29 protein-coding genes are annotated in these 24,191 nt (G+C 62.3%); 11 read left to right on the plus strand and 18 right to left on the minus strand.

The window, feature by feature from the left end:
• Positions 1–24: 24 nt before the first annotated feature.
• A complete protein-coding gene (locus tag ACHIRB_RS06935) occupies positions 25–999 on the plus strand; it encodes an NAD(P)-dependent alcohol dehydrogenase (protein WP_395113678.1) in 975 nt (324 codons plus the stop codon).
• Between the two features lie 9 nt (positions 1,000–1,008).
• Here ACHIRB_RS06935 and ACHIRB_RS06940 read toward each other — a convergent pair whose 3' ends face one another.
• Complete coding sequence (locus tag ACHIRB_RS06940) at positions 1,009–2,064, minus strand: 2,3-butanediol dehydrogenase (RefSeq protein ID WP_395123692.1); 1,056 nt, start codon at positions 2,062–2,064, stop codon at positions 1,009–1,011.
• A 151-nt stretch (positions 2,065–2,215) separates the two neighbouring features.
• Here ACHIRB_RS06940 and ACHIRB_RS06945 point away from each other — a divergent pair, with 151 nt between their 5' ends.
• Together ACHIRB_RS06945 and ACHIRB_RS06950 are read left to right on the plus strand one after the other, a co-directional pair.
• Positions 2,216–2,413: an antitoxin Phd gene (locus ACHIRB_RS06945; RefSeq protein WP_395123691.1), complete on the plus strand. Its 198-nt coding sequence runs from the start codon at positions 2,216–2,218 to the stop codon at positions 2,411–2,413.
• Positions 2,410–2,790 (plus strand): type II toxin-antitoxin system death-on-curing family toxin, encoded by a 381-nt coding sequence (locus tag ACHIRB_RS06950; RefSeq protein WP_395123690.1) that lies wholly within the window; start codon positions 2,410–2,412, stop codon positions 2,788–2,790. Before ACHIRB_RS06945 ends, ACHIRB_RS06950 begins: the two co-directional genes overlap by 4 nt.
• A 45-nt stretch (positions 2,791–2,835) precedes the next feature.
• On the opposite strand, the gene ectB is transcribed toward ACHIRB_RS06950, so the two are convergent.
• Positions 2,836–4,113, minus strand: coding sequence for a diaminobutyrate--2-oxoglutarate transaminase (ectB, locus tag ACHIRB_RS06955; protein WP_395123689.1), 1,278 nt, complete (start codon positions 4,111–4,113; stop codon positions 2,836–2,838).
• A 270-nt stretch (positions 4,114–4,383) separates the two neighbouring features.
• On the opposite strand from ectB, the gene ACHIRB_RS06960 reads away from it, so the two are divergent.
• Positions 4,384–5,223, plus strand: coding sequence for a hypothetical protein (locus ACHIRB_RS06960; RefSeq protein WP_395123688.1), 840 nt, complete (start codon positions 4,384–4,386; stop codon positions 5,221–5,223).
• Entirely contained in the window at positions 5,220–5,753 is a 534-nt protein-coding gene (locus ACHIRB_RS06965; protein WP_395123687.1) for a hypothetical protein, read from the plus strand. Before ACHIRB_RS06960 ends, ACHIRB_RS06965 begins: the two co-directional genes overlap by 4 nt.
• Here the strand turns inward: ACHIRB_RS06965 and ACHIRB_RS06970 are convergent.
• Positions 5,712–5,999 (minus strand): hypothetical protein, encoded by a 288-nt coding sequence (locus ACHIRB_RS06970; RefSeq protein ID WP_395113665.1) that lies wholly within the window; start codon positions 5,997–5,999, stop codon positions 5,712–5,714. The two genes, ACHIRB_RS06965 and ACHIRB_RS06970, sit on opposite strands and share 42 nt — an antisense overlap.
• A 27-nt stretch (positions 6,000–6,026) precedes the next feature.
• On the minus strand, positions 6,027–6,794 hold the full coding sequence (locus ACHIRB_RS31245; protein ID WP_465259340.1) for an SPW repeat domain-containing protein: 768 nt from the start codon (positions 6,792–6,794) through the stop codon (positions 6,027–6,029).
• On the opposite strand from ACHIRB_RS31245, the gene ACHIRB_RS06975 reads away from it, so the two are divergent.
• The 3 genes from ACHIRB_RS06975 (at position 6,748) to ACHIRB_RS06985 (ending at position 9,728) form a co-directional block, all read left to right on the plus strand.
• Positions 6,748–7,458, plus strand: coding sequence for a response regulator (locus ACHIRB_RS06975; RefSeq protein WP_395123686.1), 711 nt, complete (start codon positions 6,748–6,750; stop codon positions 7,456–7,458). The two genes, ACHIRB_RS31245 and ACHIRB_RS06975, sit on opposite strands and share 47 nt — an antisense overlap.
• Positions 7,445–8,818 carry a HAMP domain-containing sensor histidine kinase gene (locus tag ACHIRB_RS06980; protein ID WP_395123685.1) on the plus strand — a complete coding sequence of 458 codons (1,374 nt, stop codon included), beginning with the start codon at positions 7,445–7,447 and terminating at the stop codon, positions 8,816–8,818. Before ACHIRB_RS06975 ends, ACHIRB_RS06980 begins: the two co-directional genes overlap by 14 nt.
• Before the next feature lie 148 nt (positions 8,819–8,966).
• On the plus strand, positions 8,967–9,728 hold the full coding sequence (locus ACHIRB_RS06985; RefSeq protein ID WP_395123684.1) for a LamB/YcsF family protein: 762 nt from the start codon (positions 8,967–8,969) through the stop codon (positions 9,726–9,728).
• Between the two features lie 13 nt (positions 9,729–9,741).
• Here ACHIRB_RS06985 and ACHIRB_RS06990 read toward each other — a convergent pair whose 3' ends face one another.
• Complete coding sequence (locus ACHIRB_RS06990) at positions 9,742–10,632, minus strand: helix-turn-helix domain-containing GNAT family N-acetyltransferase (RefSeq protein ID WP_395123683.1); 891 nt, start codon at positions 10,630–10,632, stop codon at positions 9,742–9,744.
• A gap of 113 nt (positions 10,633–10,745) precedes the next feature.
• Here ACHIRB_RS06990 and ACHIRB_RS06995 point away from each other — a divergent pair, with 113 nt between their 5' ends.
• Both ACHIRB_RS06995 and ACHIRB_RS07000 read left to right on the plus strand, forming a co-directional pair.
• Positions 10,746–12,110 carry an FAD-dependent oxidoreductase gene (locus ACHIRB_RS06995; RefSeq protein ID WP_395123682.1) on the plus strand — a complete coding sequence of 455 codons (1,365 nt, stop codon included), beginning with the start codon at positions 10,746–10,748 and terminating at the stop codon, positions 12,108–12,110.
• A gap of 8 nt (positions 12,111–12,118) precedes the next feature.
• Positions 12,119–13,363: an MFS transporter gene (locus tag ACHIRB_RS07000; protein WP_395123681.1), complete on the plus strand. Its 1,245-nt coding sequence runs from the start codon at positions 12,119–12,121 to the stop codon at positions 13,361–13,363.
• Between the two features lie 79 nt (positions 13,364–13,442).
• Here ACHIRB_RS07000 and ACHIRB_RS07005 read toward each other — a convergent pair whose 3' ends face one another.
• The 8 genes from ACHIRB_RS07005 to ACHIRB_RS07040 form a co-directional block, all read right to left on the minus strand.
• Positions 13,443–15,455 carry a TerD family protein gene (locus tag ACHIRB_RS07005; RefSeq protein WP_395123680.1) on the minus strand — a complete coding sequence of 671 codons (2,013 nt, stop codon included), beginning with the start codon at positions 15,453–15,455 and terminating at the stop codon, positions 13,443–13,445.
• 97 nt (positions 15,456–15,552) lie between these two features.
• A complete protein-coding gene (locus ACHIRB_RS07010) occupies positions 15,553–16,110 on the minus strand; it encodes a hypothetical protein (protein ID WP_395123679.1) in 558 nt (185 codons plus the stop codon).
• Positions 16,111–16,142: 32 nt separating this feature from the next.
• On the minus strand, positions 16,143–16,469 hold the full coding sequence (locus tag ACHIRB_RS07015; protein WP_395113646.1) for a hypothetical protein: 327 nt from the start codon (positions 16,467–16,469) through the stop codon (positions 16,143–16,145).
• Positions 16,466–17,980 (minus strand): TIGR03767 family metallophosphoesterase, encoded by a 1,515-nt coding sequence (locus tag ACHIRB_RS07020; RefSeq protein ID WP_395123744.1) that lies wholly within the window; start codon positions 17,978–17,980, stop codon positions 16,466–16,468. The genes ACHIRB_RS07015 and ACHIRB_RS07020 overlap by 4 nt, the downstream gene beginning before the upstream one ends.
• Entirely contained in the window at positions 17,917–18,237 is a 321-nt protein-coding gene (locus tag ACHIRB_RS07025; RefSeq protein ID WP_395123678.1) for a hypothetical protein, read from the minus strand. Before ACHIRB_RS07025 ends, ACHIRB_RS07020 begins: the two co-directional genes overlap by 64 nt.
• On the minus strand, positions 18,234–19,298 hold the full coding sequence (locus tag ACHIRB_RS07030) for a cupin domain-containing protein (protein ID WP_395113642.1): 1,065 nt from the start codon (positions 19,296–19,298) through the stop codon (positions 18,234–18,236). The genes ACHIRB_RS07025 and ACHIRB_RS07030 overlap by 4 nt, the downstream gene beginning before the upstream one ends.
• Before the next feature lie 118 nt (positions 19,299–19,416).
• Positions 19,417–19,806: a hypothetical protein gene (locus ACHIRB_RS07035; RefSeq protein WP_395113640.1), complete on the minus strand. Its 390-nt coding sequence runs from the start codon at positions 19,804–19,806 to the stop codon at positions 19,417–19,419.
• A 13-nt stretch (positions 19,807–19,819) separates the two neighbouring features.
• Positions 19,820–19,987: a hypothetical protein gene (locus tag ACHIRB_RS07040; RefSeq protein WP_395113638.1), complete on the minus strand. Its 168-nt coding sequence runs from the start codon at positions 19,985–19,987 to the stop codon at positions 19,820–19,822.
• A 430-nt stretch (positions 19,988–20,417) separates the two neighbouring features.
• On the opposite strand from ACHIRB_RS07040, the gene ACHIRB_RS07045 reads away from it, so the two are divergent.
• Complete coding sequence (locus tag ACHIRB_RS07045; protein ID WP_395113847.1) at positions 20,418–20,672, plus strand: MerR family transcriptional regulator; 255 nt, start codon at positions 20,418–20,420, stop codon at positions 20,670–20,672.
• On the opposite strand, the gene ACHIRB_RS07050 is transcribed toward ACHIRB_RS07045, so the two are convergent.
• Genes ACHIRB_RS07050 through ACHIRB_RS07070 form a run of 5 tightly spaced genes read right to left on the minus strand, consistent with a single transcriptional unit; the run spans position 20,644 to position 24,115 of the window.
• Positions 20,644–20,958: a hypothetical protein gene (locus ACHIRB_RS07050; RefSeq protein ID WP_395113637.1), complete on the minus strand. Its 315-nt coding sequence runs from the start codon at positions 20,956–20,958 to the stop codon at positions 20,644–20,646. The two genes, ACHIRB_RS07045 and ACHIRB_RS07050, sit on opposite strands and share 29 nt — an antisense overlap.
• 19 nt (positions 20,959–20,977) lie before the next feature.
• A complete protein-coding gene (locus ACHIRB_RS07055) occupies positions 20,978–21,370 on the minus strand; it encodes a type II toxin-antitoxin system VapC family toxin (RefSeq protein ID WP_395113636.1) in 393 nt (130 codons plus the stop codon).
• Positions 21,355–21,603, minus strand: a complete 249-nt coding sequence (locus tag ACHIRB_RS07060; protein ID WP_395113634.1) for a type II toxin-antitoxin system Phd/YefM family antitoxin — start codon at positions 21,601–21,603, stop codon at positions 21,355–21,357. Before ACHIRB_RS07060 ends, ACHIRB_RS07055 begins: the two co-directional genes overlap by 16 nt.
• Before the next feature lie 35 nt (positions 21,604–21,638).
• Positions 21,639–23,168: a flavin-containing monooxygenase gene (locus ACHIRB_RS07065; protein ID WP_395113632.1), complete on the minus strand. Its 1,530-nt coding sequence runs from the start codon at positions 23,166–23,168 to the stop codon at positions 21,639–21,641.
• Positions 23,165–24,115 carry a ferritin-like domain-containing protein gene (locus ACHIRB_RS07070; protein WP_395113630.1) on the minus strand — a complete coding sequence of 317 codons (951 nt, stop codon included), beginning with the start codon at positions 24,113–24,115 and terminating at the stop codon, positions 23,165–23,167. The genes ACHIRB_RS07065 and ACHIRB_RS07070 overlap by 4 nt, the downstream gene beginning before the upstream one ends.
• Positions 24,116–24,191 lie beyond the last annotated feature (76 nt).

Below are 24,191 nucleotides of genomic sequence, written 5' to 3' on the forward strand. Positions count from 1 at the left end.
CGCGGCCGCCTACTGTCCTCAGTTATGAGAGCGATCGTTCAAACGCATTACGGCTCAACGGATTCGCTGACGATGCAGGAGGTCGATCGACCGGTGGCCGGCGCGAACGAGGTGTTGGTGCGAGTGCATGCAGCGTCGATCAATGCGCGCGACTGGCACGTAATGCGCGGAGACCCGCGCATCGCACGCTGGATGGATACAAAGATCTTCGGGCGGCGAGGTCCCAAGCAACCGATCCACGGCGTCGACTTCGCCGGAACGGTCGAGGCGGTCGGTTCGGGTGTCCGCGATCTGCTGCCAGGTGAGGCTGTCTACGGCGAAGCGGCCGCAGGCGCCTTCGCGGACTACGTGTGCGCGCCACGGGCCAACCTCGACCGAAAGCCCGAGAATCTGACTTTCGAGCAAGCGGCGGCCGTACCGCTCGCCGCAGTCACGGCGATAACGCTCTTGCGTCACGTAACCGCAGGCGACCGGGTGCTGATCAACGGCGCTTCGGGCGGCGTAGGCACATTTGCCGTGCAGATCGCAGCCGCAATGGGTGCCGAGGTAACCGCGGTGTGCAGCACGAGAAATGTGGAACTTGTTCGCTCGATCGGCGCAAAGCACGTCGTCGACTACACCCGCGACGACGTGGTCGGCCGCTTCGATACCGTGCTCGACCTCGTCGGAAACCGGCGCCTGAAAGACCTGCGGGGCCTGCTCGAACCGACGGGAACCCTCATACTGTCCGGCGGTGGAACTTACGAAGGTGGCAGCTTCCTCGGTCCGGTCTCACTTATCGTCGGCGGCCAGATCCGCGGCCTGTTCTCCAAGCAGTCCATTCGGGCACCTACCGCCAAACCGAGCAGCGAAACTTTGATCGAACTGCGCAAACTCATCGAGTCCGGCCAGGTCACACCGATCATCGACCGGACGTATCCGCTTGCCGACACGCCTGCGGCGATCGAATACCTGGAGAGCGAACACGCGCGGGCCAAGGTCGTGATCGCTGTCGTGTAGAAGCCGAGATCACGGCTTCACAAGGATTTTGACGTTCTCCTCCTTGTTCGAGATCAGCTCCTCGAAACCACTCTTAACGATGTCGTCGAGAGCGATTCTGCCGGTGATGAATTGGTACGGATCGACCCGACCGCTCGCGACCATCTCGATCGTCGCCGGGGGATCGTTCGCGTAGGCAAGGCTGCCGAGCACGTCTATCTCACGGAACACCAAGTCGTTCATCGCAACTCGCGCTTCGTGACCCCAGATCGCAACGTTCACGCAGGTGCCGCCCGCCCTGGTGGAACGAATCGCGGACGAGAGTACGGCGTCGATCCCTGCGCACTCGAACGAGACGTCCGCTCCCCTGCCGTCCGTGAGATCGAGGATCTGCTCGACCACGTCACCGACAGTTGGGTCGATAACGTTTGCGGCGCCCGCGATTTCGGCCTTGGCCTTCCGCACAGTGGCAGGCTCGACGACGATCACCTGCTCCACGCCGGCCGCTCGCAGCGACGCGGTGGTCACCAAACCGATAGGGCCCGCACCGAATACGACGGCACTGTGCGACGGCTTCGCGCCCGACAGTCGCACCGCGTGGTACGCGACAGCGAGCGGTTCGATGAGCGCGCCGACGTCGGTCGCCAATTCGCCGAGCGGGTGAATCCAGCGTCGTTCAGCGACGACGAACTGAGAGAAGCCGCCACCGTAGCCGGACAGCCCCACGAAGCCGAGCGACTGGCAGACGTTGTAGCGACCGTTCCTACAGGCATCGCAGCGTCCGCAGATGATGTACGGCTCGACCACGACTCGGTCTCCGATTCGTACGTCGTCGACACCGTCGCCGACCTCGGCAACAACACCTGCGAATTCGTGGCCGAGTGTGATCGGAACCGTCTCACCCGTCAGCGGATGCGGAGCGTCTGCCGGTGGAGCGAAGATCGGTCCGTCGAGATATTCGTGGAGGTCGGTGCCGCAGATGCCACACCACTCCACCTCGACTTTGACAGTCCCCGGTCGGGTGGCCGGTTCAGGGATGTCGTCGATCCTGATGTCGTTTCGACCGTAGAACCTGGCTGCCTTCATGGTGTGTTCCTCGAGTCGCGTTGGGTGGTGGCTGTCACCACACGTGGTGCTACTCAGCACACTCCGATACATCCGGCGCCGACAGGGTTGCATCGCATTGCAGGGGTGCTCCCAGGTACCGTTTCGGGTACCGATTGCGGTACCCTTGTGTATGCCCGCATTGAATCTCACCTTCACCGACGAGGAAATGGCCGCGCTGCGCGTGGCCGCGGCGTCGGCGGATCTGTCTCTGAAAGCCTTTGCGCATACAGCGATCATCGATGCGACCAACGACCGAAAACAGCGCGTCCTCGAAGCAGCGAAGATCACTGCGCAGCGATCGACGGAGCTGAATCGGCGGCTTGCGTGACCGAGTTCCTCGACCGCGAGGACGTGCTCACCGCAGGTGCGGCAGCAGTCGGGCACATCGTCGAGGTCGGGGACTACGGACTGCTGGATGCAGCCGTCGCTCGCCCTCGAGCAACCGCATTTGGTTTGGACGCGTATGAGGGCGACCTCGCGAAGGCCGCCGCTTTGTTGCAATCCCTCGCTCGGAACCACGCCTTTATCGACGGCAACAAGCGCACAGCATGGGCTGCAGCTTGGACGTTCCTCTACCTGAACGGCGTCGAACTCGCACCCGACTTCGATGTCGATGCCGCGGAAAAGTTCATGTACGAAGTCGCCCAACGCAAGGAATTCGCGGTCGGGGACATCGCCGTACAACTTGGCGGGTTTGCGACCTGACTGCGACAAGCTCACCCCCCGATTCCACTGTGGCGCTGCTGGGCCTCAGCGGGTCGTGTCCTTCGCTCGGCACACCGATGCGACGGCGTCGGCAAGAATTCCGAGGCCGAGTTCCAGTTCGTCGTCGGCAATCGTCAGTGGCGGTAGCAATTTCACCACCTGATCCGACGGCCCCGAGGTCTCTACTAGCAGCCCGTTGTCGTACGCGATCTGACTGACCTTCCCCGCTTGCGACGCGTCCGCGAAGGCAAGGCCCTGTACCAGCCCACGCCCACGCGTGCTCAGACCGTCGAATTGTTCTGTCAGTCCGACGAACCTCGTATGGATACGGTCGCCCAACTCGAGGGTCGAGGTTTCGAGTCGATCGTCGGACCAATAGTGTTCGAGCGCGACCTGCGCAGTCACGAAAGCGGGATTGTTTCCCCTGAAGGTGCCGTTGTGTTCGCCCGGCGCCCAAATATCGAATTCGGGTTTGAACAAGGTCAACGCCAGCGGCAAACCGTACCCACCAATCGACTTCGACAACGTGACGATATCCGGTTCGATACCCGCAACTTCGAAGGAAAAGAACGGTCCAGTCCTGCCGCAGCCCATCTGAACGTCGTCGACGATCAAAAGGATCTCGCGCCGAGCACACAGATCCGCCAGTGCGCGCAACCACTCCGGTCGTGCGACGTTCACGCCACCTTCGCCCTGAACAGTCTCGACGATCACTGCGGCGGGTCGATTGATCCCCGAACCGGAATCGTCGAGAGCCCGTGCGAACCACTGAAAATCTGCGGTCCCTCCGTCGAAATAGTTGTCGAACGGCATCGGTGTCGCATGCACAAGCGGAATTCCTGCACCCGCTCGCTTCATCGAATTGCCGGTCACCGAAAGCGAACCGAGGGTCATCCCGTGGAAAGCGTTGGTAAAACTGATGATCGACTGTCGACCGGTGACCTTGCGAGCAAGCTTCAGGGCTGCTTCGACCGCATTGGTGCCGGTCGGACCCGGGAACTGCACCTTGTAGGTCAGGTTTCTCGGCCCAAGAATGAGATCCCGAAAGGTTTCGAGCAAGCGGCGTTTCGCAACAGTCGCCATGTCGAGACCATGGGTGATCCCATTGCCGACGATGTAGTCGATCAGCGCCCGCTTGAGCACCGGATTGTTGTGTCCGTAGTTGAGTGCCCCGGCACCAGCGAAGAAGTCGAGGTACTCCTTGCCGTGCTCGTCTCGTAGCCACGCACCCTTGGCAGTGTCGAAAACGGTCGGCCACATCCTGCTGTAGCTCCGAACGTCCGACTCGAACTGCTCGAAAACTGTGGTCGTAGTGGCGGTCATGCCTTTCAGGCTTGTGTGCCCATATTGAGCTGACCGCGTCGACTTCTTTGCGGTTCTGTTACGAACGCCACCATCGCTCGAATCGTCCCGATCCCGAAGCGCGTGCTCCGCCATTCACTCGTCCGCGCACCGTCATGCAATCGCAATGTAGCTGACCCAGCCTTCTCAACAAGTGTGCGAAAACATCGAAACCGAGGCCGAACTGCGCCGGCAGGGCGTTGCCCGAACGAACGCGGTCGGTAGTACCGATTTCACGCCCCTGGATGGTGAATGAGTTCGTCGAACGAGTTTCACAAGATCGTCGATGCTGTGCGCCGCGACGTCGACCGAATTGCGATCATAGCCGCAATCGCGACCCTGTCGGCGCCATGTTTCCGTGGCGCGGCCGAGGAGCGCGCCGCGCGCGAGTACGTCAGAATCGTTCGCGAAAAGACACCGCTGAGGTTGCTCCACCTGAACGTGCCCGGACGAACTGTTCCCAGCGTTGCTGCTCAGCTTGCCGACCTCGATCCCACGGTGTCAGCCGTATTGGTGACGGGCTCGATCGTGCCCGAAGACACGACGGCCCTGCGGTCCGAAGTCGCTGCGTTGAACGGTCCGACGGTGTTGTTCGAGTTGGACCTGCTCACTGCAACACTCACGGCGGCCGCAATCGGAGTGCTTCGCTCGCGTGATGTGCCACCCCGATCCGGAAAGATCGTGATTGCCGGTGCGGAGCGTGCGCCGCTTCTCACACAGACACTGACCGCATCGCGTTGCGGATCGGTTGTACATTGGGGCATCGACGACCGATCGGTGGAGTCCCTGCAGAATCTGATGCGCACAAACGATGTTCTGATCGCGCTGGACGATCGAGTACCTCGCGATCTTGCTCCCGCGCAGACGGTCCGACCACCGATCGATCCGACCGCGCAGTGCTCACTCGTCCTTCCCGGTCTGCTCAGCGCGTTGTGCGGATTCGGTGGCGCCAGCGTCACGCCTCAATTGCTCATGGCGAGCGGGGTTGCGCTCACTGTGCTTTCGGGACACGACGAAATACTTCCCGATTCGGATGATCCACTGCTTGTCGCCGCGGTTGCCCGTTTCGCCACCCGAGCGCTCTTCGAATGAGTGCCGGCGCGGTACCCCGAACGACCGGGATCTTTGTGGCATGCGCCGCGCTCGGCGCCACTACTGGATGTTTCGGTCCGAGCAAGCCTGCCGATTTCGGTATCGGTGCCGAGCTCTGCGCGATCGTGGCTACGACCGAATTCGACAGCTCGTTGGGGATCACCGAACCGGGTGAGCCCCAACGTATCTGGGGAATCGATGCGGGCGTGTGTCGATGGCGAAGCCCTGATTTCGAAAACACTGTGACGCTGACCGTGAGCACCGAACCGCGTGGAGCCGAGGCGGCGCAAGCCTCCAGGCGCCCAGGCCGACCAGCACCGTCCGTCGGACCCGGTGCCGTCATCGACGAAGACGTGAACCGGCTCGGCTGGACGGTCCGAGTGTCGGGGTGGATCGGAGGCGCAAACACCTTCGAACTCGACGTTGAGACCGACACGCGCCTGACGCTCCACTCTGTGGAGCGCCTTGCTGCGGAAATCGCGGACCGATTACGCGCCAATCCTGTCGTCGCCGCGGCGGACGGAGAATGATTCCTCGCGCGCGGTACGGAGACTGAGACAAAGGGCGCTGCCGACAGACGTGATCGCAATGTCACCGTGCGAATAACGTTGCAGCGCTTCGGTGATGCGGCAGAAGTCGCGTTTCGCGTATGGAATTACCGCCAGCGATGCGCTGTCGATGACCTGGACGGCCGCAACGTCCGAGATCCGGGTGCATGAAGCCAATTCGACAGCAAGGTTGTAGATTTCGCTCTCCAGCCGGGTTACAGCACTCATGTCGCTTCTCCTTGCTCGGTCCACAATTCAAGAATGGCTCGGCCTTGTTGAGGATGAGTCGCCAGGTTCTTTGCGGTTATGTGACGATCGGCATCGCGGTTCGCAAGCCGATTCACGACGCCCTGCATCGACGTACCCCGCGATTGCGAGAGCTGAAATCAACACGCCGACCACCACGTCGTTGCCGACTGCGAACGTAGAGCCGGAAGTCAGTCCGTAGTCGACGCCGAGCGGCGCAACGACAAGAGCCATGCCCAACACGCACCCGAACGCGGTCGCGTGCACGACGCTAACTCGCCGAATCAACCGAAGCAGGCCGAGCACAACGACTCCCGAGCCGATGACCATGTCGAACAGTGGATCTTGCAGCGACGGAACCGACCACGTTCTACGCAGCAGAATTGGGCAGACCACAAGCCAAATGCCCAGTACGAGAGTGCATGTGCTGATCATGCCCGGAACTTGCGGACCCGGAACTCGTCGGTGCCACCGCTCGCTTCGATTCGGGAACCACGCGGCGCCGTCATCGGGGCCTGAGACAGCACGAATGGCGCCCGTGACGTCGAGACCCGACGGCTGTGCCGTCTGTGCTCGATCCTGTGAGCTCACACGATCGCCCCTCAGTGCGGAATGGTGACTACTACCTTGGTCGCCACACGTTGAGGACACTCGTTCGGTTTCTTTGCGGTTGCATGACGACACCGCTGCCGCGCCCACCGTTGCACTCCTCCGGTGGAAAGATGGACTGATGGCCGCCAGGCTCCTCATCGTCGAAGACGACGACCGCGTACGCATGGCTCTTCGCCTTGCCCTGGAGGACGAAGGTTACGAGGTCGACGAGGCCGCCGACGCCGAGACGGCACTGAACGATCTGCGACGACACGGCGCACCCGACGTCATCATCGTCGATTTGATGTTGGGAGAAATGGACGGCTTCACCTGCATTCGGGAGATTCGGCGGCACCTCGACGTACCGATCGTTGTCGTCAGCGCCCGCGACGACACCCACGATGTCGTAGCGGCACTCGAAGCCGGCGCCGACGACTACGTGAAGAAGCCTTTCGAGATCAAGGAGATCACCGCACGCATCCGTGCGCTGCGTCGACGCGCAAGCGGACCCGCCATACGTGATGCGACAAGTGACATCGTTCTCGACGCGGACCGGAATGCCCCACTGATCCTGTCCCCTGGAAGCGGAACGGTGCGGCGCGCGCGTGACGAACTGCATCTGACACTCACCGAGTTTCGGTTGCTGTGCGAGCTCGCCGAGGTACCGGGGCGCGTGCTCAGCCGCAGCTCACTGCTCGAACGAGTATGGGACCGTGGCTATTTCGGCGACGAGCGAATAGTCGACGTACACGTCCGTCGGCTGCGAACGAAGATCGAACTCGATCCATCCGATCCCCGCATCGTCGTGACTGTTCGCGGACTTGGATACCGACTCGATGTCAACCGCTGAGAAAGCGCAGCGGCGAACGCTCGGGTTGCGCCCGCGAGTGATTCTCTTCTTCGCTGTCGGGGCCGGTTTGGTATCGCTTGCGCTGGCGGTGTCCGTGTTTGCCATCAGCCGTGGCTACATGGTCGAACAACGCGAACGGTCGGCGGAACGTCAAGCAAGCAGCCACGTCGACCTGGTCCGGAACTCACTAGCCATTCCGGGCACAGCACCGCAGGCCGTTCTCGATTCCCTCGATCCCCCTGTCGACACGGTGCTGCTGCTCCGCTGGGACGGCGAGTGGTACAGCTCGACACCGGACCTGGGTCCGCAGTCGCTTCCCGACGGGCTGCTCGAAAAAGTCAGGGAGTCGACGCACGCGGTCGAAACATCGTTTCGAGACGGACCGGTACTGGCTGTCGGTATCGAACTCAACGACAGCGGCGACGCGTTGTTCGAATTCGCTCCCCTCACCGAGTTGCGATCCACGCTGACCGTGTTGCGAACGGTGTTGACCGCGTGCGCGATCTGCGCAACGATCGCTGGCGCGATGGTCGGCTGGTGGGCGAGCCGCCGCGTCCTCACTCCGCTGCATCAAGTCGCGGCGGCAGCAGCACAAATTTCCGGCGGCGAGATAGATACCCGACTGCCCGATACTCGGGACCACGACTTGGCCACCATCGTTACGTCTTTCAACACAATGGTCGACTCATTGCAGAAGCGGATCGAACGAGAACGCCAGTTCTTCGGCGACGTAAGTCACGAACTGCGGACCCCGCTGACGACGCTGGTGACAAGCGTCGGCGTGCTGGTTCGCCACCAAGCTGAACTGCCGCCACGATCGCGCCTTGCACTCGATCTGATCTCAGCCGAACTCGACCATCTGCGCCGGTTGCTCGACGATCTTCTTGCATTGGCTCGAACCGAAGCAGGCCTGCATCAGGATGCGTTGGAGCCCATGTTGCTTTCCGACCTACTCACCCACACACTCGCCGACTCCAAACGCCCTCGCGAACTACTCGACGTCGCCGAGGACAGCACGATCTGCGGTCGGAAGCCTGCGCTCGAACGCGCTCTTCTCAATCTGATGGACAATGCAGACAGTCACGGTGGCGGGCTCACCGGGATCACACTTCGACGCGACGACTCCGGCGCCGTTATCGTGATCGACGATGCAGGACCTGGTGTGGCACCAGCCGATCGCTCGAGGATCTTCGACCGCTTCGTCACGACGCATGCCGGCCGAAAGTCGCCGACTGGGTCCGGCACCGGCCTCGGCCTCGCGCTTGTCGCCGAGACCGTCGGGGCTCACCACGGAAGTGTCCGGTGCGACGAAAACCCAAGTGGCGGTGCTCGGTTCGTCGTTCGAATCCCACTCGCCTGATCCTCTATCCGCACGTGCACTTGGAGCAGTGACGCTCAGAGCCCATTCCTGAGGTTTTGGGACGGAAACCCGTCCCAAAACTCCGCGAGTGGGTCCTCAGCGTCACACCACTCGCGGCCACTACCCTGCATTCAGAGGTAAGGAGCTGATGCAGATGGTGGACCTCAACGCCGATGTCGGAGAGGGGTACGGCCGTTGGGAGTGCGGTCCCGATGCCGACGTGTTGACGATCGTCACAAGCGCGAATATCGCCTGCGGCTTTCACGCCGGAGACCCGTCGACGCTGCGCGCCACAACCGCAATCGCCGCGGCCAACCACGTCGCGATCGGTGCGCATGTCGGGTACCCCGACCTGCTCGGTTTCGGACGGCGATTTATGGACCTCTCCCCCGCCGAACTCACCGACGCCGTCGTCTTCCAGATCGGCGCCCTAGACGGCTTCAGCCGCATCGCCGGAGAACGAATAAGGTACGTCAAACCGCATGGCGCGCTGTACAACGCGGTCGTCGACAACACCGGGCAGGCCGACGCTCTTGTCGCAGCCGTTTCCGAATACGACCCCACATTGACGATCCTCGGCATGGGAGGGTCCGCATTGTTCAATGCTGCCGAGCGCGCCGGACTGGCCACTGCCACAGAAGCTTTCCCAGATCGCGGCTACACACCCGACGGACGTCTGGCCAGCAGAAAGCTGCCGGGCGCGGTGATCGGCGATCCCGCTACCGTTGCTCGCCGCGCGCTACGGATTGTCCTCGACCACGAGGTGGAGGCGATCGACGGAACGATCGTGACGCTGCACGCCGATTCGCTGTGCATCCATGGCGATTCGCCGACCGCCGCCATTGCCGCACAACAACTTCGTTCTGCATTGACCGAAGCAGGAGTCACCATCGGAGCCTTCACCGCGTGAAGTTCGAATGTTGCTACACAGCAGCGCTATTCGGCGTCCGACGCTCCAGAAATACCGTGTCGCGCCACTGCCCGTCGACTTGCCCGATTCGTTCGCGCACACCGACCGTGCGGAATCCGGCCGAGTGATGCAGCGCGATGCCTGCCCGGTTCTCCGGGAAGATCGACGTCTGCACCGTCCAGATTCCGGCGTCGTCCGCGGCGACGACCTGCCTGCGCAACAACGCCTTGCCGACTCCTCGGCTACGCATCCCCTCCGCAACGAACAGGGAGTTCTCGACGACACCGTTCGAGCCGGATTGCCCCGACGCCGAGCGCAGCGCCGCCCACCCGACCACAGTTCCGGCGATCTCCGCGACCCATCGATGTTCGGGTAGCCACTGCGAATCCAGCTGAGCACGACTGGGGACTTCGGTCTCGAATGTCGCTGTCCTGGTAGCGATTCCCTCGGCGTAGATGCGCTCCACAGCGATCCAGTCGTCGTCGCGCATCGCCCTGACCGTGACATCGGCCGGTAGATCGTCCGGGCAGCACGGCCGCGGCGAAAGTACACCCATCACCACGTCTGCCGCATGCGGGAGTCCGGTGCAACAGGCTGGGTTCACCACAACGACGGTGCTGGTGCCGTCCTTGTGCACGTTCACGAAACCGACCTCGGCGAGCTTGCGAACGTGGTGCGAGATCGTCGGCTGCCCGATTCCCAGCGCCTCGGCCAACTCACCGATCGTGATGCCAGCGGGCGATCCAGCGACCCTGTGCAGCAGCCGCACACGCGTCGGATCCGACAACGAGGCGAACCACGACGCGTAGGTCGATGCTTCGGTCACCGACATCGTCGACGGCTCGCGCGGCACCAGGTCCAGCTCGATACGTGAGCGCACCAAAGGCGATTCCAGCGAAGTCATAGAGCCACTATATCGATACAGATCGATGGTTGCATTCATCGATAGGTATCGATACAGTTTCAATCAGAGGATCGATGATCATCGATGAATGATTGCAAACGAAAGGCATCGAAATGAGTGAGCTACCCGTCGTGGTTGTTGGAGCCGGACCGATCGGTCTTGCGGCAGCCGCCGAACTGCGAGAGCGAGGACTGACGCCACTCGTCTTGGAACGCGGACCCGCCGCCGGCGCAGCGGTAGCTCAGTGGAACCACGTCCGCCTCTTCTCCCGGTGGTCCGAGCTCGTGGATCCGGCAGCCCGTCGACTGCTGGACACAAACGGGTGGATCAGCCCGGGCGACAACGGCTACCCCACTGGACGAGACTGGGTCGGCAAGTACCTGATTCCACTTGCCGAAGCGCTCGGCGACGCCGTTCAGTTCGATACCGAAGTTGTGGGGGTAGCGCGACGCGGTCGCGATCGTATGGTCGACTCCGGTCGCGACACCGAACCATTGTCCGTACACGTCCGTCGCGCTGACGGAAGCGAGGACCGCATCCTCGCTCGAGCCGTCATCGACGCCTCCGGCACCTGGACGACTCCGAACCCACTCGGCGGCGACGGCCTCCTAGCGCTCGGCGAGAAGGCAGCTTCCGAGGCCATCTCCTACCGAGTCCCCGACCTCGACAACACCGACACCCGTTCACGTTTCGCGGGCCGGCACATCGTCATCGCAGGCAGTGGCCATTCGGCCCTCACCGCGATCGTGGTACTCGCAGATCTCGAAAAGGATGCACCTGATACTCGAATCACGTGGATACTTCGTCGCGGCGACGTCGGCGCAACCTTCGGCGGTGGCGACGCCGACGAGCTTCCCGCCCGCGGCGCCCTCGGGTTACGCGCCAAGAAAGCCGTCGACGCCGGGCTGCTCCGCGTGGTCACCGGATTCCGCACCAGCGCAGTCGAACTCAGCGACTCGAACCAGCTCACCGTCGAGTCCGATGCGGGCACGCGGATCGAGGGCGTCGACCAGATCGTCGTGCTGACCGGCTTCCGACCCGACCTGTCCTGGCTCTCGGAGATCCGGCTCGAACTCGATCCGGTACTGCAGGCACCCGTGCAGCTCGCGCCGCTGATCGACCCCAACGTGCACTCCTGCGGCACCGTCTACCCGCACGGAGTGAAGGAACTCGCACACCCCGAAGCAGGCGTATTCCTCGCCGGGATGAAGAGCTACGGCCGTGCCCCGACGTTCCTCGCGATGACCGGTTACGAACAGGTCCGAAGTATCGCCGCCTCGCTGGCTGGTGATCAGGAAAGCGCTGAACGAGTCGAACTGACTCTGCCCGACACCGGGGTCTGTGGTGGTGCAGGCGTCTTCGACGACCCCGATGCCGCCGCCGCCAACCAAGGCGGCGGGTGCTGCGGCGCTCCAGCAAAGCCGACCGAACTGGTTGCACCTCAACTGATCAGCCTGTCTTCGGCACGCGGCAACTGAACAGGTCGATGACAGCAACGACGGCCCAACCGGAGCCCGGCCACCTCGATAAGGCTGGTCTCCGGCGGGTCCTCACCGTTCTGTGCGTCACCGAAATCACCAGCTGGGGAATCCTCTACTACGCGTTCCCGGTGCTCGCGGTGTCGATTGCGACTGCCACGGGCTGGTCGATGCCGACGATCGTCGCGGCGTTTTCGCTCAGCCAGCTCGTGGCCGCGTTCACGGGCATTCCAGTCGGACGAATAATCGACCGGACAGGCCCACGCGCGGTGATGACCGCCGGGTCCGTTCTTGCCGTGCCGTCGCTGATCGTCGTCGCGACCGCCCCGACTCTGCCGATCTTCTACGCAGGCTGGCTTGCTACCGGCGTCGCGATGGGCGCCGTGCTGTACCCGCCAGCGTTCGCCGCGCTGACTCGTTGGCACGGCGAAGGCCGCGTCAAAGCGCTGATGATCCTCACCCTAGCCGCCGGGCTTGCCTCGACAGTATTCGCACCGCTTACCGGTGTGCTTGTCGAACAACTAGATTGGCGAACGACATACCTCGTGCTCGCCGCAATCCTCGCTGCGGTCACCATTCCGACACACTGGTGGGGGCTGCGTGGTCCGTGGCCGCACCCAGCTGGGAACGACGGCACCGACAGCGACGATCATCGCGCCGTCGTGCGAAGCCCTGCCTTTGCAACCTTGGTCGTCGCCCTCAGCCTCGCCGCGTTCGCCGCCTTCGCGGGCGTCTTCAACCTCGTCCCGCTGCTGATAGAAAGGGGCTTCTCGCCGAGCCTTGCTGCGGTGACCCTCGGACTCGGCGGCGCTGGGCAAGTTCTCGGTCGCCTCGGCTACCTTCCACTCGCCGCGAGAACCAGCGCCCGGTCGCGCCTCGTCGGCGTCATCGTCGTCATCGCCGTCACCACTGCTGTGCTCGGAATCGCCTCTGCCGCAGCAGCACTGATCGCGATCTCGATCGGTGCAGGCCTGGCCCGCGGCATCTTCACCCTTGTCCAAGCGACCGCGATCACCGACCGATGGGGCACCACCCACTACGGTCGCCTCAACGGACTTGTGTCCGCGCCGATCGTGATCGTCATGGCCCTTGCGCCATGGGCGGGAACGGCGCTATCCGGCGCGACCGGAAGTTACGCGCACACCTATCTGATTCTGGCCGGAATCGCATTGCTCGGCTCGGTGGTCGCTGCGGCGAGCGTCCCTCGAAAGCCGAGCGCCGAACGGGCTATGGCTGCGGCAACGGTCGAGTAGCTTTCTCAGTGGTTGCCCACTCGGCGAATCTCGGAGCATTTCGATCCTGAATCGCTCCTACACTGCAGCTAGGCGCAGATCACGCGCTATCACTGACATCGCTTGTGAGGGAATCGGATTGAGCAATCAGTTCGGGAGCGGCTGGAACCCATGGCTTGAGCGGCTGCAACACAGATGCGTAAAACTTGTCCACGCCCTCCGTGACACTTGCGATAAAGCCTGCGGCTGACCCGGAACGACGGCTCCCCATGGGGACCACCGATGTAAGCGTGAACGAGGTTATGTCGCCCTGTCTGCCCACGATCAAAGACTTCGCATCGTCGCGCACGGTCGACAGCTTCTCGCACGAAACTTGGCTAGCGTCCGTGAACACGGCCTCGACAAGAAGATCGGCAGGCGCGTCCTTCAGTTGCCTTAATAGCCAAGTAACCCGACGAAGGGGCGTTCCCTCCGTTGGCGCGACTACACGGGAACGGCTTTGCACTTTGTTCGTTCGTAGATCGGCCTCGACGACCAGATCCCCTGCCGTATCCGGTATCCGCAACGTCGCTTCGAGCAGACCCGAAGTCGCCAGTCGCTCAACAACATATTGATTTCGGGACTCAGGGTCATTCGCCAGTTTTCTCGGCAACTGATGCTTGACGACCACACCGAGCGCTGCGGTGAACCGCATCGCCAGATGCCGAGAAAGCGCCAACCACGCCGTAGCGACCGACGTCGCTTTCGCATCACCAGCCCGCAGCGTTCCCGCCGACACCGAATCACGGACCGCGACCCAGTGTCGTCCCATATCGACGAATTCCGTTGCGCCCGATTTCGGATGGGTCAGATACCGAATGAGCTCACTCAAAATCCATCCCTGCAACGGATCTGTGATCGCACCGTGGGCAAGCGTCATTCGCGCTTCGTGAATTACCTCCGACCACGAGATATGCCGTAGCGCAACCTTTGTGAGCTTCTGACGATTGACCTGGACCGGCACCTCCCCGACGGAAGCTGGGATGTCGTTCGAAATACTCAAAACGACTTCGTATTTCAGTCGCTTTGCGACATCGAGGTAGTTCTCGAGCTGTTCTTTATGCAATTTGCCGCTGCCCGTCTTGACTTCGAGCAGCGCAGTCCAGGTGTGTCCAGCGCGCGCGACCCGAAACACGCCATCCGGAATCACTTTTCCCTCGCCCTTCACGAATGGCACTTCCAGGTAGCCCTCGAACGGGCCCGCGGGCGCGCCAGCGCGAGCACAAATCGCGCGTGCGAACGGACGAACGGCTTGCATCGTCGCCAACAAACTCGACGTTGCTCGTTTCTCCTGCTCCTCCCCCGTGCCGACACCTGATATCGAGAACAGGCGTGCTGGCGTCCAGCCCTCACCGCCTGCCAGAGTCAGTTCCGGCACTGCGACCTTCTTCGGCACCGGCTTCTTCGTCCGGACACCGCGCTTCGGACGCTCGACCTTGACAAGTCCGACCTCGACGTCGGCTCCGTCAGCGTCCGTCACCTGTGTGTGGCCAGCCATCACTTGCGCGACAACGACTTCCTTTGCGACATCGGCGCTGTCTGCGTCATCGACATCCACGCCGTAATCCTGCGCCAGACCCGCAAGACCAGATGCCCATCCTTGGCCGACTGCACGCAACTTCCACGCGCCGGACCGGCGGTAGATCTCGCCGAATACGAACGCGCGCTCACTTGTCGCATCCGCCGTGAGGAATTCGCCAAGTACCGCACCAGTCCCGTCTTGGACTTGAAGCGCTAGTTTCCCGCACTCGCCCAAGGCCCGCTCGCCCGAACTGCCTGCAATGACGACTTTCGTCACATCGTCCGGGATCGCAGCGAGGTCGATGGAGAGGCGTTCTTGCTGCCCTTCCTCGGTGGTACTTTTTCCGAGGTAACGCACAGAGGCATCGGCCGATTCGGTCTGGTTGTAGAACACGAAATCAGCGTCGCCTCGCACGCGATCGTCTGCACCCAAAAGCAGCGCAGACGCGTCCAGGTCGAGATCGGCGTCCGCCCAGGTAATCAACACATCCAACGAGGAAACATCGTCTGGCAGGACAACATTCTGACCTTTGGCCAACATCGATGACGGCATGTGCACTCCCCCTGCTAATACCTGCTCGAATCCTGCTCAAGCACACCGTAGGCGCTCGTGCCCACCATTGCACCACCTCTTTACGATCCCGAACGGGCTATGGCTGCGGCAACGTTCGAGTAGCTTTCGCAGTGATAGCCCACTCGGCGCATCTCGCGAAGCCCACCAACGCCACGCTCAGCACGATCCCGATCCACAACCAGGTTGCGAACGCCGCGATCAACCCCGTGACGAAGAAACCGAGCACGAGCGCGACGATCCAGGTCACTCCGACTGCGACAAGTGCACCAAAGATCATGGCCACACACCGGATTGGCGATCGCCGCAGCGGCGCGAACCCAGCCGCCACGGGATTCGACGCTCCTGCCGCCGCAGCGGGAAGGACGATCAAACCGAGTAGCACCACAATTGGCGTGGCCCACGGCGCGAACAGTCCGGCGACGGCGGACAACACTACAATTCCTGCCGACCAGGCCAGACCTGCCCGCCAATGTTGCAGGCCCCCAACGGCCACGTGGACGGTCAACCACATCGCGGCGATCACCCCGAGCAGGGAGCACACGACGAGCGCCGCGAAGCTCCAGCGCGCTTCGGGAACCGGGTCAGCTGCGAGCAGCGCCGTCTGCAGAACAGCACTACCCACGATGATCGGCACGAACATTCGGTAAGCGCGAAACCCAGCTGCGTTCACGGGCGAGGCCTCGCATTCGCGTCGATGACATCGTTCAGGGAGCCGTCATAGATGGTGCGCGACCCAACGGTGACGTCAAGCGAGTCGCCCTCGGATGTCACCGTAATCGCCTCGCCGCCGACCGTGGCTCCTTGGCATTTCACCGAATCTCCCGTCGCTTCACACACAGGCGCGGACAAGATCTCCACCTTTTGCTCGACCAACAGATCGTTCGCGGCGAAGCGAACGATTGCCAGTTGGTCACCTCCGACCGGCGCCAACGCGTCCACCTGCGAGCAGCCGACGAGCGCAAACCCGAGGAGCACAAGCGCAAGACTTTTCATCGCGGCTCCCTTTCTGCGTGTCCGATGACTCGCGCACGCTCGGTGAGGTGCTGCGCCTCTAGTTCGGCGTCGGTGATGAGTTCCATGTCGAACGGTGCCGGTAGCAACAGTTCCGTGTTGCGATCCAGCGGTGACCCTCGGCGAATCAGGGGCGTCTCCGCCCAGTCGTTGGCCGCGAGTTCGCGGCTCTGCGAAGCCAAGTCGAGGTAGCCACCGCTGGATCCCGGGGTGACGGGTGACGCGTGGTCGAGCACCGTCGTGAAGAGCGACAGGGTGCCATCGCGGTTGTCGACGATCTCGACCACCTGCTGCTGTTGTGGAAAGTCGATGCAAGACGCGGTTGTGATCTCCCAGAATCCGCCGGTCGCATTCGTGTGCGCGAGGATCTGGTTGAGGTGGGTGTGGCCGTTGAGCCAGCCGACCACCACCGGATACTTCAGCAGTAGATCCACGAATTCATCTGCGCCGTGCAGCTTTTGGTCGTGCCCCGGCCTGGTCGCGCGATTCTCGAGGGTGAGGCTGTTGTGGTGGCTGAGCACGACGACCAATCGCTTTTCGGCTTGCGCGATTTCGAGTTCGTCTGCCAACCAACGGAATTGGTCGTCAGGTACGGCTCCGTCCGGTCCGGCGACCTGGTTGCAGGTATCAAGACCGAAGGCCCGCACCCGCGGCGACCAATCGGCCTTCCACCACGTCTCCCCCGTGTCCAGGTTGCGCTGCGTGAACCCGTGCCCGATCGGACTAGGAGTCGGGGCGGTCCGAAAATGCTCTGCCATAAAGGTGTGCTGCTCGAACAGGTAGCGCGCTTGGTCTGCGGGTACGTCACGGAACCCCGACCGGCCACCGAGTTGCACTCCCAATGCGTCGATCGCTCTGCCCAATACGCTGCCGGTCGCCGCATAGCCGTTCAGGGCGGACGATGCAGTCGCCTCGAGCGTGTACGCCTTCCTGCCGCCGGTGGCCAACGCGCGAAGCTGCGAATTGAGGCCGAACGTGCCGAGCAGCAGGGTGTCGTGATTGCCGTAGACCGCATACCAGGGGACGGGCATTCCGACCGATTGCACCGTCTCCGCGGTTGCCTGCTGGAGTAGGTCGGGCAGGCGAGGGAATCCATAGTCACCGAACGAGCCACCGGTGGGATCGCCGGGCCGGTAAGCCCATTCGGCCTCCGACCACGCTTGCACACCCTCGAAGGTGGAGCCCGATCCGCTGGTCGGCCGCACGCCGATACCATCGAGAATATCTATGTACCAACGCAATTCCAGATGCGAGTGCATATCGGCACTGTCGCCGGTCACGATCGCAACGCCCATCGGAGCACCGGTCAGCGGGCTGAACCGAAGGTCGGCAAACGATTTCACCATCGCCGCCGTCACGTGCACAGTCAACGGGTCCTGCGGATGGAAAGCCGACCCCCACGCGGCATGATCCTGTTCGATCATCGGCTCTATCCGCCCCGGTGACTGAGCGTCGATGACATGGAGGTCGGAGAGGTGGCCGAGATAGAGCAGCGAGCGTCGGGACGAGGACCTTGCCGCATTCGCACATCCAAACGCGGGATATAGGGCTCACCCGGGCCCGCCGTGAGTACGCGGTAGCTTTTCGAACCACGCGTGCCCTGCAGGATCGTCTGTGCGAGGGTGCTCGGTCCGTCGAACGGTTCGTCTGCTGCCGCGAGCGCGGCACCGAGGATCGTCAGGTCGACGCCGGTGAACGCCGCGAGAGCTGTTGCCCGAGTGAGAAACTGACGTCGCGAAAGGCCGCTCACTCTCGATCCTCACCGACGGCACGCTTGTCGAGTGGGTTGTTGCGGGTGACGATGAGCGGATCCGCGGTCGTCAACGGGAAGTTCGGTAGATCGTCGATGTGCACGTCGAACGTGGCCGCGAGCACGGCACGTGAGTACGCGCTCGCCGACGCGCGATAGCCGATGTCACCCGGCGTCGGTTGGTCGAAGAAGATCGGGAAGTGCAGGTCCGGCGCATCGACGACTTCGATGTGGTGGGGGTACGCGCGTGGGATGAAGTACACGTCGCCCTCCTGCATGTACCAGGTGTCCAGCGAACCGTCGGGGTCCATGACCGTCATCCGCGCGGAACCCTTATGGACGTAACCCAATTCGGCGGTGATCGGGTGCCAATGTGGTTCTCGCATACCGTCTTCGCGAATGCGCAGCGAGTACATCGAGAGGTCCTTCAGCGCCGGCCAGAATTGCAGGCGCGCAAGGTGTGCCGATCCGACTGCGAGGTTGATCGTCGGGCTCAGTTCCTCGACGGCGAACTTGTGTGGATTCGAAAAGTGAGCGGACGCGGGAACCTCCGCCTCACCGGTCCGTGCTGCCAACACCCGATCGGTTGTGGTCCGCCGCATGGCAGCGAAATCGGCCGCGTCCAGATCGTAGGTGTTGCCGAGAACCGCATCCGTCATCGCTCCGAAAGCTGCTGCGAGGCCGAACTCTTCGGGTCGATCACTGCGTAGTGCGGTGACGAACTCCGCAACGTCGTCGCCGATGTTCTCGATGTGATGCAGCGAGCCCGAATCGATGTGGAACATTTCGCCGGCGCTGACCGTGAACGTCGAGAAGACGCTGTAGGTGTCGAGCACCGAGACGAGCGCTGTGCCGGAGATGCAGTAGGTCAGCGCATTGGCATTCGCATTCCAGTGTGGTGTCCGCATTGCGCCGGCATTGACCAGAATTCGCTTGATCGACATGCCGCGCAGAATCGGCAGACTGTCCGCAGTCACCCGAGTGATCGAGCCGAGATCCGATTCGACGACGACCTCGCCGCCCGACAATGTGGTGCTGTGCGTGCGTTGGCCTCGGCTCATCGAAGACCTTCCTGATCGACCACTTCGACAATGCAGGAGCGTAACCCGATCCGCCGCAGAAACAAGGTCGAACAGTGACGACTTCGGTGCAATCGCCGGCGATGGTCAGCGGGGTCGACTATGCGGTGAGAGACCGCACACTCTCAATGAACGCAAGCTGGTCGTCCGAGCCGCCACCGACTGTCTGTTGAATGGCAAGCAGATCGAGGACACTCCCGTCGATGGTTATGTCCCCCTTCATAAACGACTGCAAGGCAGAGTTCGGGTCGCCTTCGACGATCAGACTTTTGGCGACGCTGAACGGCATCGATACCGTCGTCGAAACGTCATCCGCGAGACCACGATCGAATCGACCTCCCACGACGTGCATGCCGACATCTCCGTCCGGCGCATCGCGAACGACGACATTGATCCGATGCTCGGACGCAGCAGACAGCAGCCCGGGCGCTTCGGCTCGTAGTGCCTCGACAGCGTCGAACCACTGTTGCGACAGAAATACGTAGCGCACCTGTGCCCCTGTCCTAGTTCTGAACGCCGATGGCGTTGGTGAAGATCCTATGCCAGATCGGTACGACTAAAGACTCTCCTTCATTGCTCCAGTTAGCTTCGGCACTGATCCCGAGCTCCCCCACCGGCGTCGAGCTGGTCGAAGAGCGTTCCACCAGCGGGCTGAGAAAATCTACAGTCATTGCTCTAGACTTTACGACGATGCTGATGTAACTTAGGTGTCGCACGAAGAGCAAGAGTACGAAGCATCACCGCAAAAGCTGGGTGTGCCGAGACCAGCAGTACTAGTAGGACGAAGTACGAGTTAGTCGCAACACCAGCAAGTCGCAGTACCAGCAAGTGCAGTACACGTAAGTCGCAACACCAGTAAGTAGGTCTCGGCACATCCGTTCCAACGCCCGGGTATCGCGCCCCGGGTGATGTAAGTAAGTAGGTCAGATGTCCACCAGGGCCCCGGCGCCGCAACTCGCGCCGGGGCCCCCGTCTTTTTCGGGCCGGACATCGAAATCGAAGCAGAAAGGTGCTGGACACATTCCCAGCCAAGTTCCATCGAACAGCCCTGATCACGATCTCGACGACAGACTCGGCGACGAGGACTACCCCGCCTACAGCATGGGCCACGCCGCTGAAATTCTCGGTGTCACACAAGCATTCCTACGCAGCCTCGACGCTGCTCGACTGCTGACTCCGGGACGATCCGAAGGCGGTCATCGCCGCTACTCCCGCTACCAGTTGCGCTTGGCAGCTCGCGCACGCGAACTCATCGATGCCGGCACCGCACTCGACTCCGCCTGCCGCATCATCATCCTCGAAGACCAGCTCGCAGAAGCCCGCCGCATCAACGACACCCTCCGCCGCGAAGATTGATCGTGAAGAGTTGCGCCCCTTGCAGGGGGTGTAACTCTTCACGATCCGGACTCGGGCTGGAACTTCGCGCATCCCGTTGGCACTGCGCACGCCCCGCAACCAGTCGCAGCGGTTGCGCAGTGCGACCAAGTGCTGCGCAGTCGGCTACAGCGAACAGTGCTGCAGTCGATGCGATCCCGGCGAGAACACCGACCAGCCCGGTTGCCAACCAACCGACGCCGACGCCGATCACTGTTCCGCAGATCATCGCCGTGGAGAGTCGTCCAATTGCCGAAGTGGGGACCATGTCTTCCATTCTCGCGTCATCACACCGCGACAACGTCGATCAAGTCATCGAGACCCACGAAATCATCAGCGTTGCGTGTGTACAGCTGTGCGGAGTGCGCATGCGCGGTAGCGGCGATCAGCAAATCCATCGCCCGCGCACGCGGCTGCCGCCCGGCGTTGACGACAGCGGCCGCAATCTGGCCGTAGCTCGCTGCGACCGCGGCATCGAGCGGAATCGCGTCGAAAGTGCGCTGCACCAACAACAGTCGTCGAAGTCGCTCGGAACGGACGCTGAGCTCCTTCGCGACAAGCACGCCGAAATGCAATTCGGCGAGCGTCACCGCACTGATGGCCAACTCCCCCGGCAGCGGCGCAACGTCTGTTGCGATGACGACACTTGTATCGAGGATCGACCTCACTCCGATGCCCACGGGTCGCGGACACCGTGGTCGAGGTTCGCGCGATCAGCGTCCCACGCAGGATCAGCAGGACCACTGAACAATTCAGCCAGCGCGTCCCACTGCCGCCAGGTCCGAGAAGTCGCAGTCACAAGCCGCGCGGCCGGTCGGCCGGCCACAGTGATGGTGATTTCCTCACCCGCCTCGACACGCCGAACCAGTTCGGATGCCTCCTGCCGCAATTCACGCAGCCCCACAGTCTCCATAGCCAATGGTAGCACAAGTGCTACAACGGGCCTGTTCAGCGCGCGTGCGCTACCTGCGGCCGTGCGGGTTGGGCGCTGCGCTGGACCATGAGGTAGTCCTTGGCTTTGAACGAGCGCATTTGCGAAAGGTACTGGGTCGCGAATCCGGGGTACATCGAGGCGTTGTAGCCATCGGCGGTGAGATACCAACTGCGACAACCGGTCATCCACGTCGTGTGCTTCAGTCGCTTCTGGATCTGCGCGTTGTACTTCCGCTCGACATCTTCGCGGACGTCGAGGTAGCGCAGATCCTGGTCGACGATCGTTCGAATGCCCCGGACCGCGTAGTCGATCTGTCCTTCGAGGTAGACCAGCAGCGAATTGTGCCCTGGTCCCGAGTTCGGTCCGTTGGTGAAGAACAGATTCGGAAATCCGTTGGTGTGAGCGCTTTTATACGCCGACGCGTGACCGTGCCATTTCTCTTTCAAGGTCCGACCACCGCGGCCGGTGACCGCGAACGGTGGACCGTCGAGATGGACGTCGTAGCCGGTGGCGAAGACGATGCAGTCGAACTGATGCTCTATGCCTTCGGCTGTGCGGATCCCATTTTCGGACATGCGCGCGATCGGCCAGGTGATGAGTTTGCAGTTCTCGGCTTGGAGTGCGGGATAGAAGTCGCTGGAGGCGATCAGCCGTTTGCATCCGGCCCGAAAGTCGGGTGTGAGTTGGCGACGTAGCCACGGATCCTTCACCTGCGTACGCAGATTGGCCATAGCGACCTTCTGGATCAATGTCGTGATCGGCGAATTCCAGACCAGTCCGGTTGCGAGCGTTTCGTGGCCGTAGAACAGGGCCGTCCGCGACAGCCGCTGGGTGGCCGGGACCACTTCGTAGAGCTTTTGCAGCGCGTCGGGCACCGGGAAATCAGGTCGCGGCAGGATCCAGCCAGGCGTTCGTTGGAACACCTTGACCGACTTGGCGGTCTTCACCAACTCCGGGACGATCTGTACCGCGCTGGCGCCGGTGCCGATGACCGCGACGTGCTTCCCCGCCATGTCGTAGTCGTGATCCCACTTGGAGCTGAGGATCTTGTGGCCCTGAAAGTCGTCGATTCCCTTGATCTTCGGGAAGCTCGAGTCCGACAGCGGTCCACCTGCGCTGACAACCGTTCTGGCGCGCAGTTTTTCGCCTGCACGTGTCGTCACGATCCAGATTCCGTCGGCCTCGAGGAATTCGAGTGCGACGACCTCTTCGTTGAAGCGAATCAAGCGCTTGACGTCGAAGCGATCGGCAAGACCCTCGATGTGGCGGCGAATCTCAGGCCCAGGAGCGAACGTCCGCGACCACCGCGGGTTCGGCGCAAACGAGAAGGAATAGAGCATCGACGGAATATCCACGGCCGCACCGGGATAGGTGTTGTCTCGCCATGTCCCGCCCAGACGACTGGACCGCTCCAGCAGGACGATGTCGTCGATGCCGGCTTCCTTGAGTTTGAATGCGGTGCCGAGGCCGCTGAACCCGGCGCCGATGATCAGCGTCGTGCAGGTGTGACTGTCGGCGGTTGTGTCCGTTGCCTTTTCGGTCATGCGACAGCCTCCTGATCTGCAGTGCCGACACTGACCGGCTCGTACGTGATTTCGCTGAACCAGGACGGGATAGCGGGGAACGCGCGACGCGGGATCCGATCACTCGCCCAGACCATCGAGTTGGCCAGCAGGTGGTAAGGATGTTTGACGTTGACCACCATGCCGGCATGCCATTTGACCACCTGATACAGCGGTATGCGCGGGGCGAACTTACTGCGGTCGCCTAGCTTCTTGAACCGCTCCATCGCCGAGTACAACCGCTCGGGATGAAAGCCCATCTCCGCGACTTCGTTGCGGGTCCGATTGAGCAACGGGATGTAGACCGCAGCGCCGACGATAAGGCTCGGTGACGCGACCGCGCCGACGAACTCGATCAGCAACCGTCGCATCGAACCGTGGCCGAGCATATCGAGAACTTCGAAACCGACTGCGATGTGGCGTGATTCGTCGTTGTTGATCTTCGCGAACACCTGATCGCACACCGGGTCGTGCACCTCTTCGAGCAAGAACTTCAGCAACGCGCCATCGAGTGCGACCTCGAGCATCGGGATCACCGTCCCGAGCGCACTCATCGACATGTCGTCTCCGTACCGATCGAGCCAATCCATCGCCATGCGGATGTTGACGTTGGGCTCCGGCATCTCGCCCTCGTCGAGCATCCCCCACCGCTTCATCAGCGCGAGTTCGGCATTGGCGTGCCGCTGCTCTTCCGCATGGAAGTAGCGGTAGATCTCCCGCAACGTGTCGTTGGGGGCCTTCCTCGCCAAGGCCGCGAAACCGCGCGCACCGACATTCTCGATCCACGCCAGATCGGCCATAAAAGCTTTCAGCTTCGGCTTGAACTCCTCGCTGATGGTTTCCGCGCCGGGCGCGTCCCAGTCGATATCAGCGAGTGCCCATTGCCTTTCTTTGACTTTCGCGAGTGTGTCTTCGAGATCCAGCGCCATTGCAGGCCTCCGTGTTCTTGTCGCCGAGATACTCGAAGCCCACCACCAACTGTGCCAGTTGTCAATGGCGTATTAT

Source organism: Antrihabitans spumae, assembly GCF_043944905.1.
Classification (GTDB): Bacteria; Actinomycetota; Actinomycetes; order Mycobacteriales; family Mycobacteriaceae; genus Antrihabitans; species Antrihabitans spumae.

Excerpts from the sequence above, each read along its gene's own strand:
- ACHIRB_RS06940 (WP_395123692.1), bottom strand. The coding sequence starts at position 2,064 with ATGAAGGCAGCCAGGTTCTACGGTCGAAACGACATCAGGATCGACGAC.
- ACHIRB_RS06980 (WP_395123685.1), top strand. The coding sequence starts at position 7,445 with ATGTCAACCGCTGAGAAAGCGCAGCGGCGAACGCTCGGGTTGCGCCCG.
- ACHIRB_RS06995 (WP_395123682.1), top strand. The coding sequence starts at position 10,746 with ATGAGTGAGCTACCCGTCGTGGTTGTTGGAGCCGGACCGATCGGTCTT.
- ectB (WP_395123689.1), bottom strand. The coding sequence starts at position 4,113 with ATGACCGCCACTACGACCACAGTTTTCGAGCAGTTCGAGTCGGACGTT.
- ACHIRB_RS06970 (WP_395113665.1), bottom strand. The coding sequence starts at position 5,999 with ATGAGTGCTGTAACCCGGCTGGAGAGCGAAATCTACAACCTTGCTGTC.
- ACHIRB_RS07000 (WP_395123681.1), top strand. The coding sequence starts at position 12,119 with ATGACAGCAACGACGGCCCAACCGGAGCCCGGCCACCTCGATAAGGCT.
- ACHIRB_RS06985 (WP_395123684.1), top strand. The coding sequence starts at position 8,967 with ATGCAGATGGTGGACCTCAACGCCGATGTCGGAGAGGGGTACGGCCGT.
- ACHIRB_RS06990 (WP_395123683.1), bottom strand. The coding sequence starts at position 10,632 with ATGACTTCGCTGGAATCGCCTTTGGTGCGCTCACGTATCGAGCTGGAC.
- ACHIRB_RS06975 (WP_395123686.1), top strand. The coding sequence starts at position 6,748 with ATGGCCGCCAGGCTCCTCATCGTCGAAGACGACGACCGCGTACGCATG.
- ACHIRB_RS07015 (WP_395113646.1), bottom strand. The coding sequence starts at position 16,469 with ATGAAAAGTCTTGCGCTTGTGCTCCTCGGGTTTGCGCTCGTCGGCTGC.
- ACHIRB_RS07005 (WP_395123680.1), bottom strand. The coding sequence starts at position 15,455 with ATGCCGTCATCGATGTTGGCCAAAGGTCAGAATGTTGTCCTGCCAGAC.
- ACHIRB_RS06945 (WP_395123691.1), top strand. The coding sequence starts at position 2,216 with ATGCCCGCATTGAATCTCACCTTCACCGACGAGGAAATGGCCGCGCTG.
- ACHIRB_RS07045 (WP_395113847.1), top strand. The coding sequence starts at position 20,418 with ATGGGCCACGCCGCTGAAATTCTCGGTGTCACACAAGCATTCCTACGC.
- ACHIRB_RS06960 (WP_395123688.1), top strand. The coding sequence starts at position 4,384 with ATGAGTTCGTCGAACGAGTTTCACAAGATCGTCGATGCTGTGCGCCGC.
- ACHIRB_RS07050 (WP_395113637.1), bottom strand. The coding sequence starts at position 20,958 with ATGGTCCCCACTTCGGCAATTGGACGACTCTCCACGGCGATGATCTGC.
- ACHIRB_RS07060 (WP_395113634.1), bottom strand. The coding sequence starts at position 21,603 with ATGGAGACTGTGGGGCTGCGTGAATTGCGGCAGGAGGCATCCGAACTG.
- ACHIRB_RS06935 (WP_395113678.1), top strand. The coding sequence starts at position 25 with ATGAGAGCGATCGTTCAAACGCATTACGGCTCAACGGATTCGCTGACG.
- ACHIRB_RS07040 (WP_395113638.1), bottom strand. The coding sequence starts at position 19,987 with ATGACTGTAGATTTTCTCAGCCCGCTGGTGGAACGCTCTTCGACCAGC.
- ACHIRB_RS31245 (WP_465259340.1), bottom strand. The coding sequence starts at position 6,794 with ATGCGTACGCGGTCGTCGTCTTCGACGATGAGGAGCCTGGCGGCCATC.
- ACHIRB_RS07070 (WP_395113630.1), bottom strand. The coding sequence starts at position 24,115 with ATGGCGCTGGATCTCGAAGACACACTCGCGAAAGTCAAAGAAAGGCAA.
- ACHIRB_RS06965 (WP_395123687.1), top strand. The coding sequence starts at position 5,220 with ATGAGTGCCGGCGCGGTACCCCGAACGACCGGGATCTTTGTGGCATGC.
- ACHIRB_RS07065 (WP_395113632.1), bottom strand. The coding sequence starts at position 23,168 with ATGACCGAAAAGGCAACGGACACAACCGCCGACAGTCACACCTGCACG.
- ACHIRB_RS07030 (WP_395113642.1), bottom strand. The coding sequence starts at position 19,298 with ATGAGCCGAGGCCAACGCACGCACAGCACCACATTGTCGGGCGGCGAG.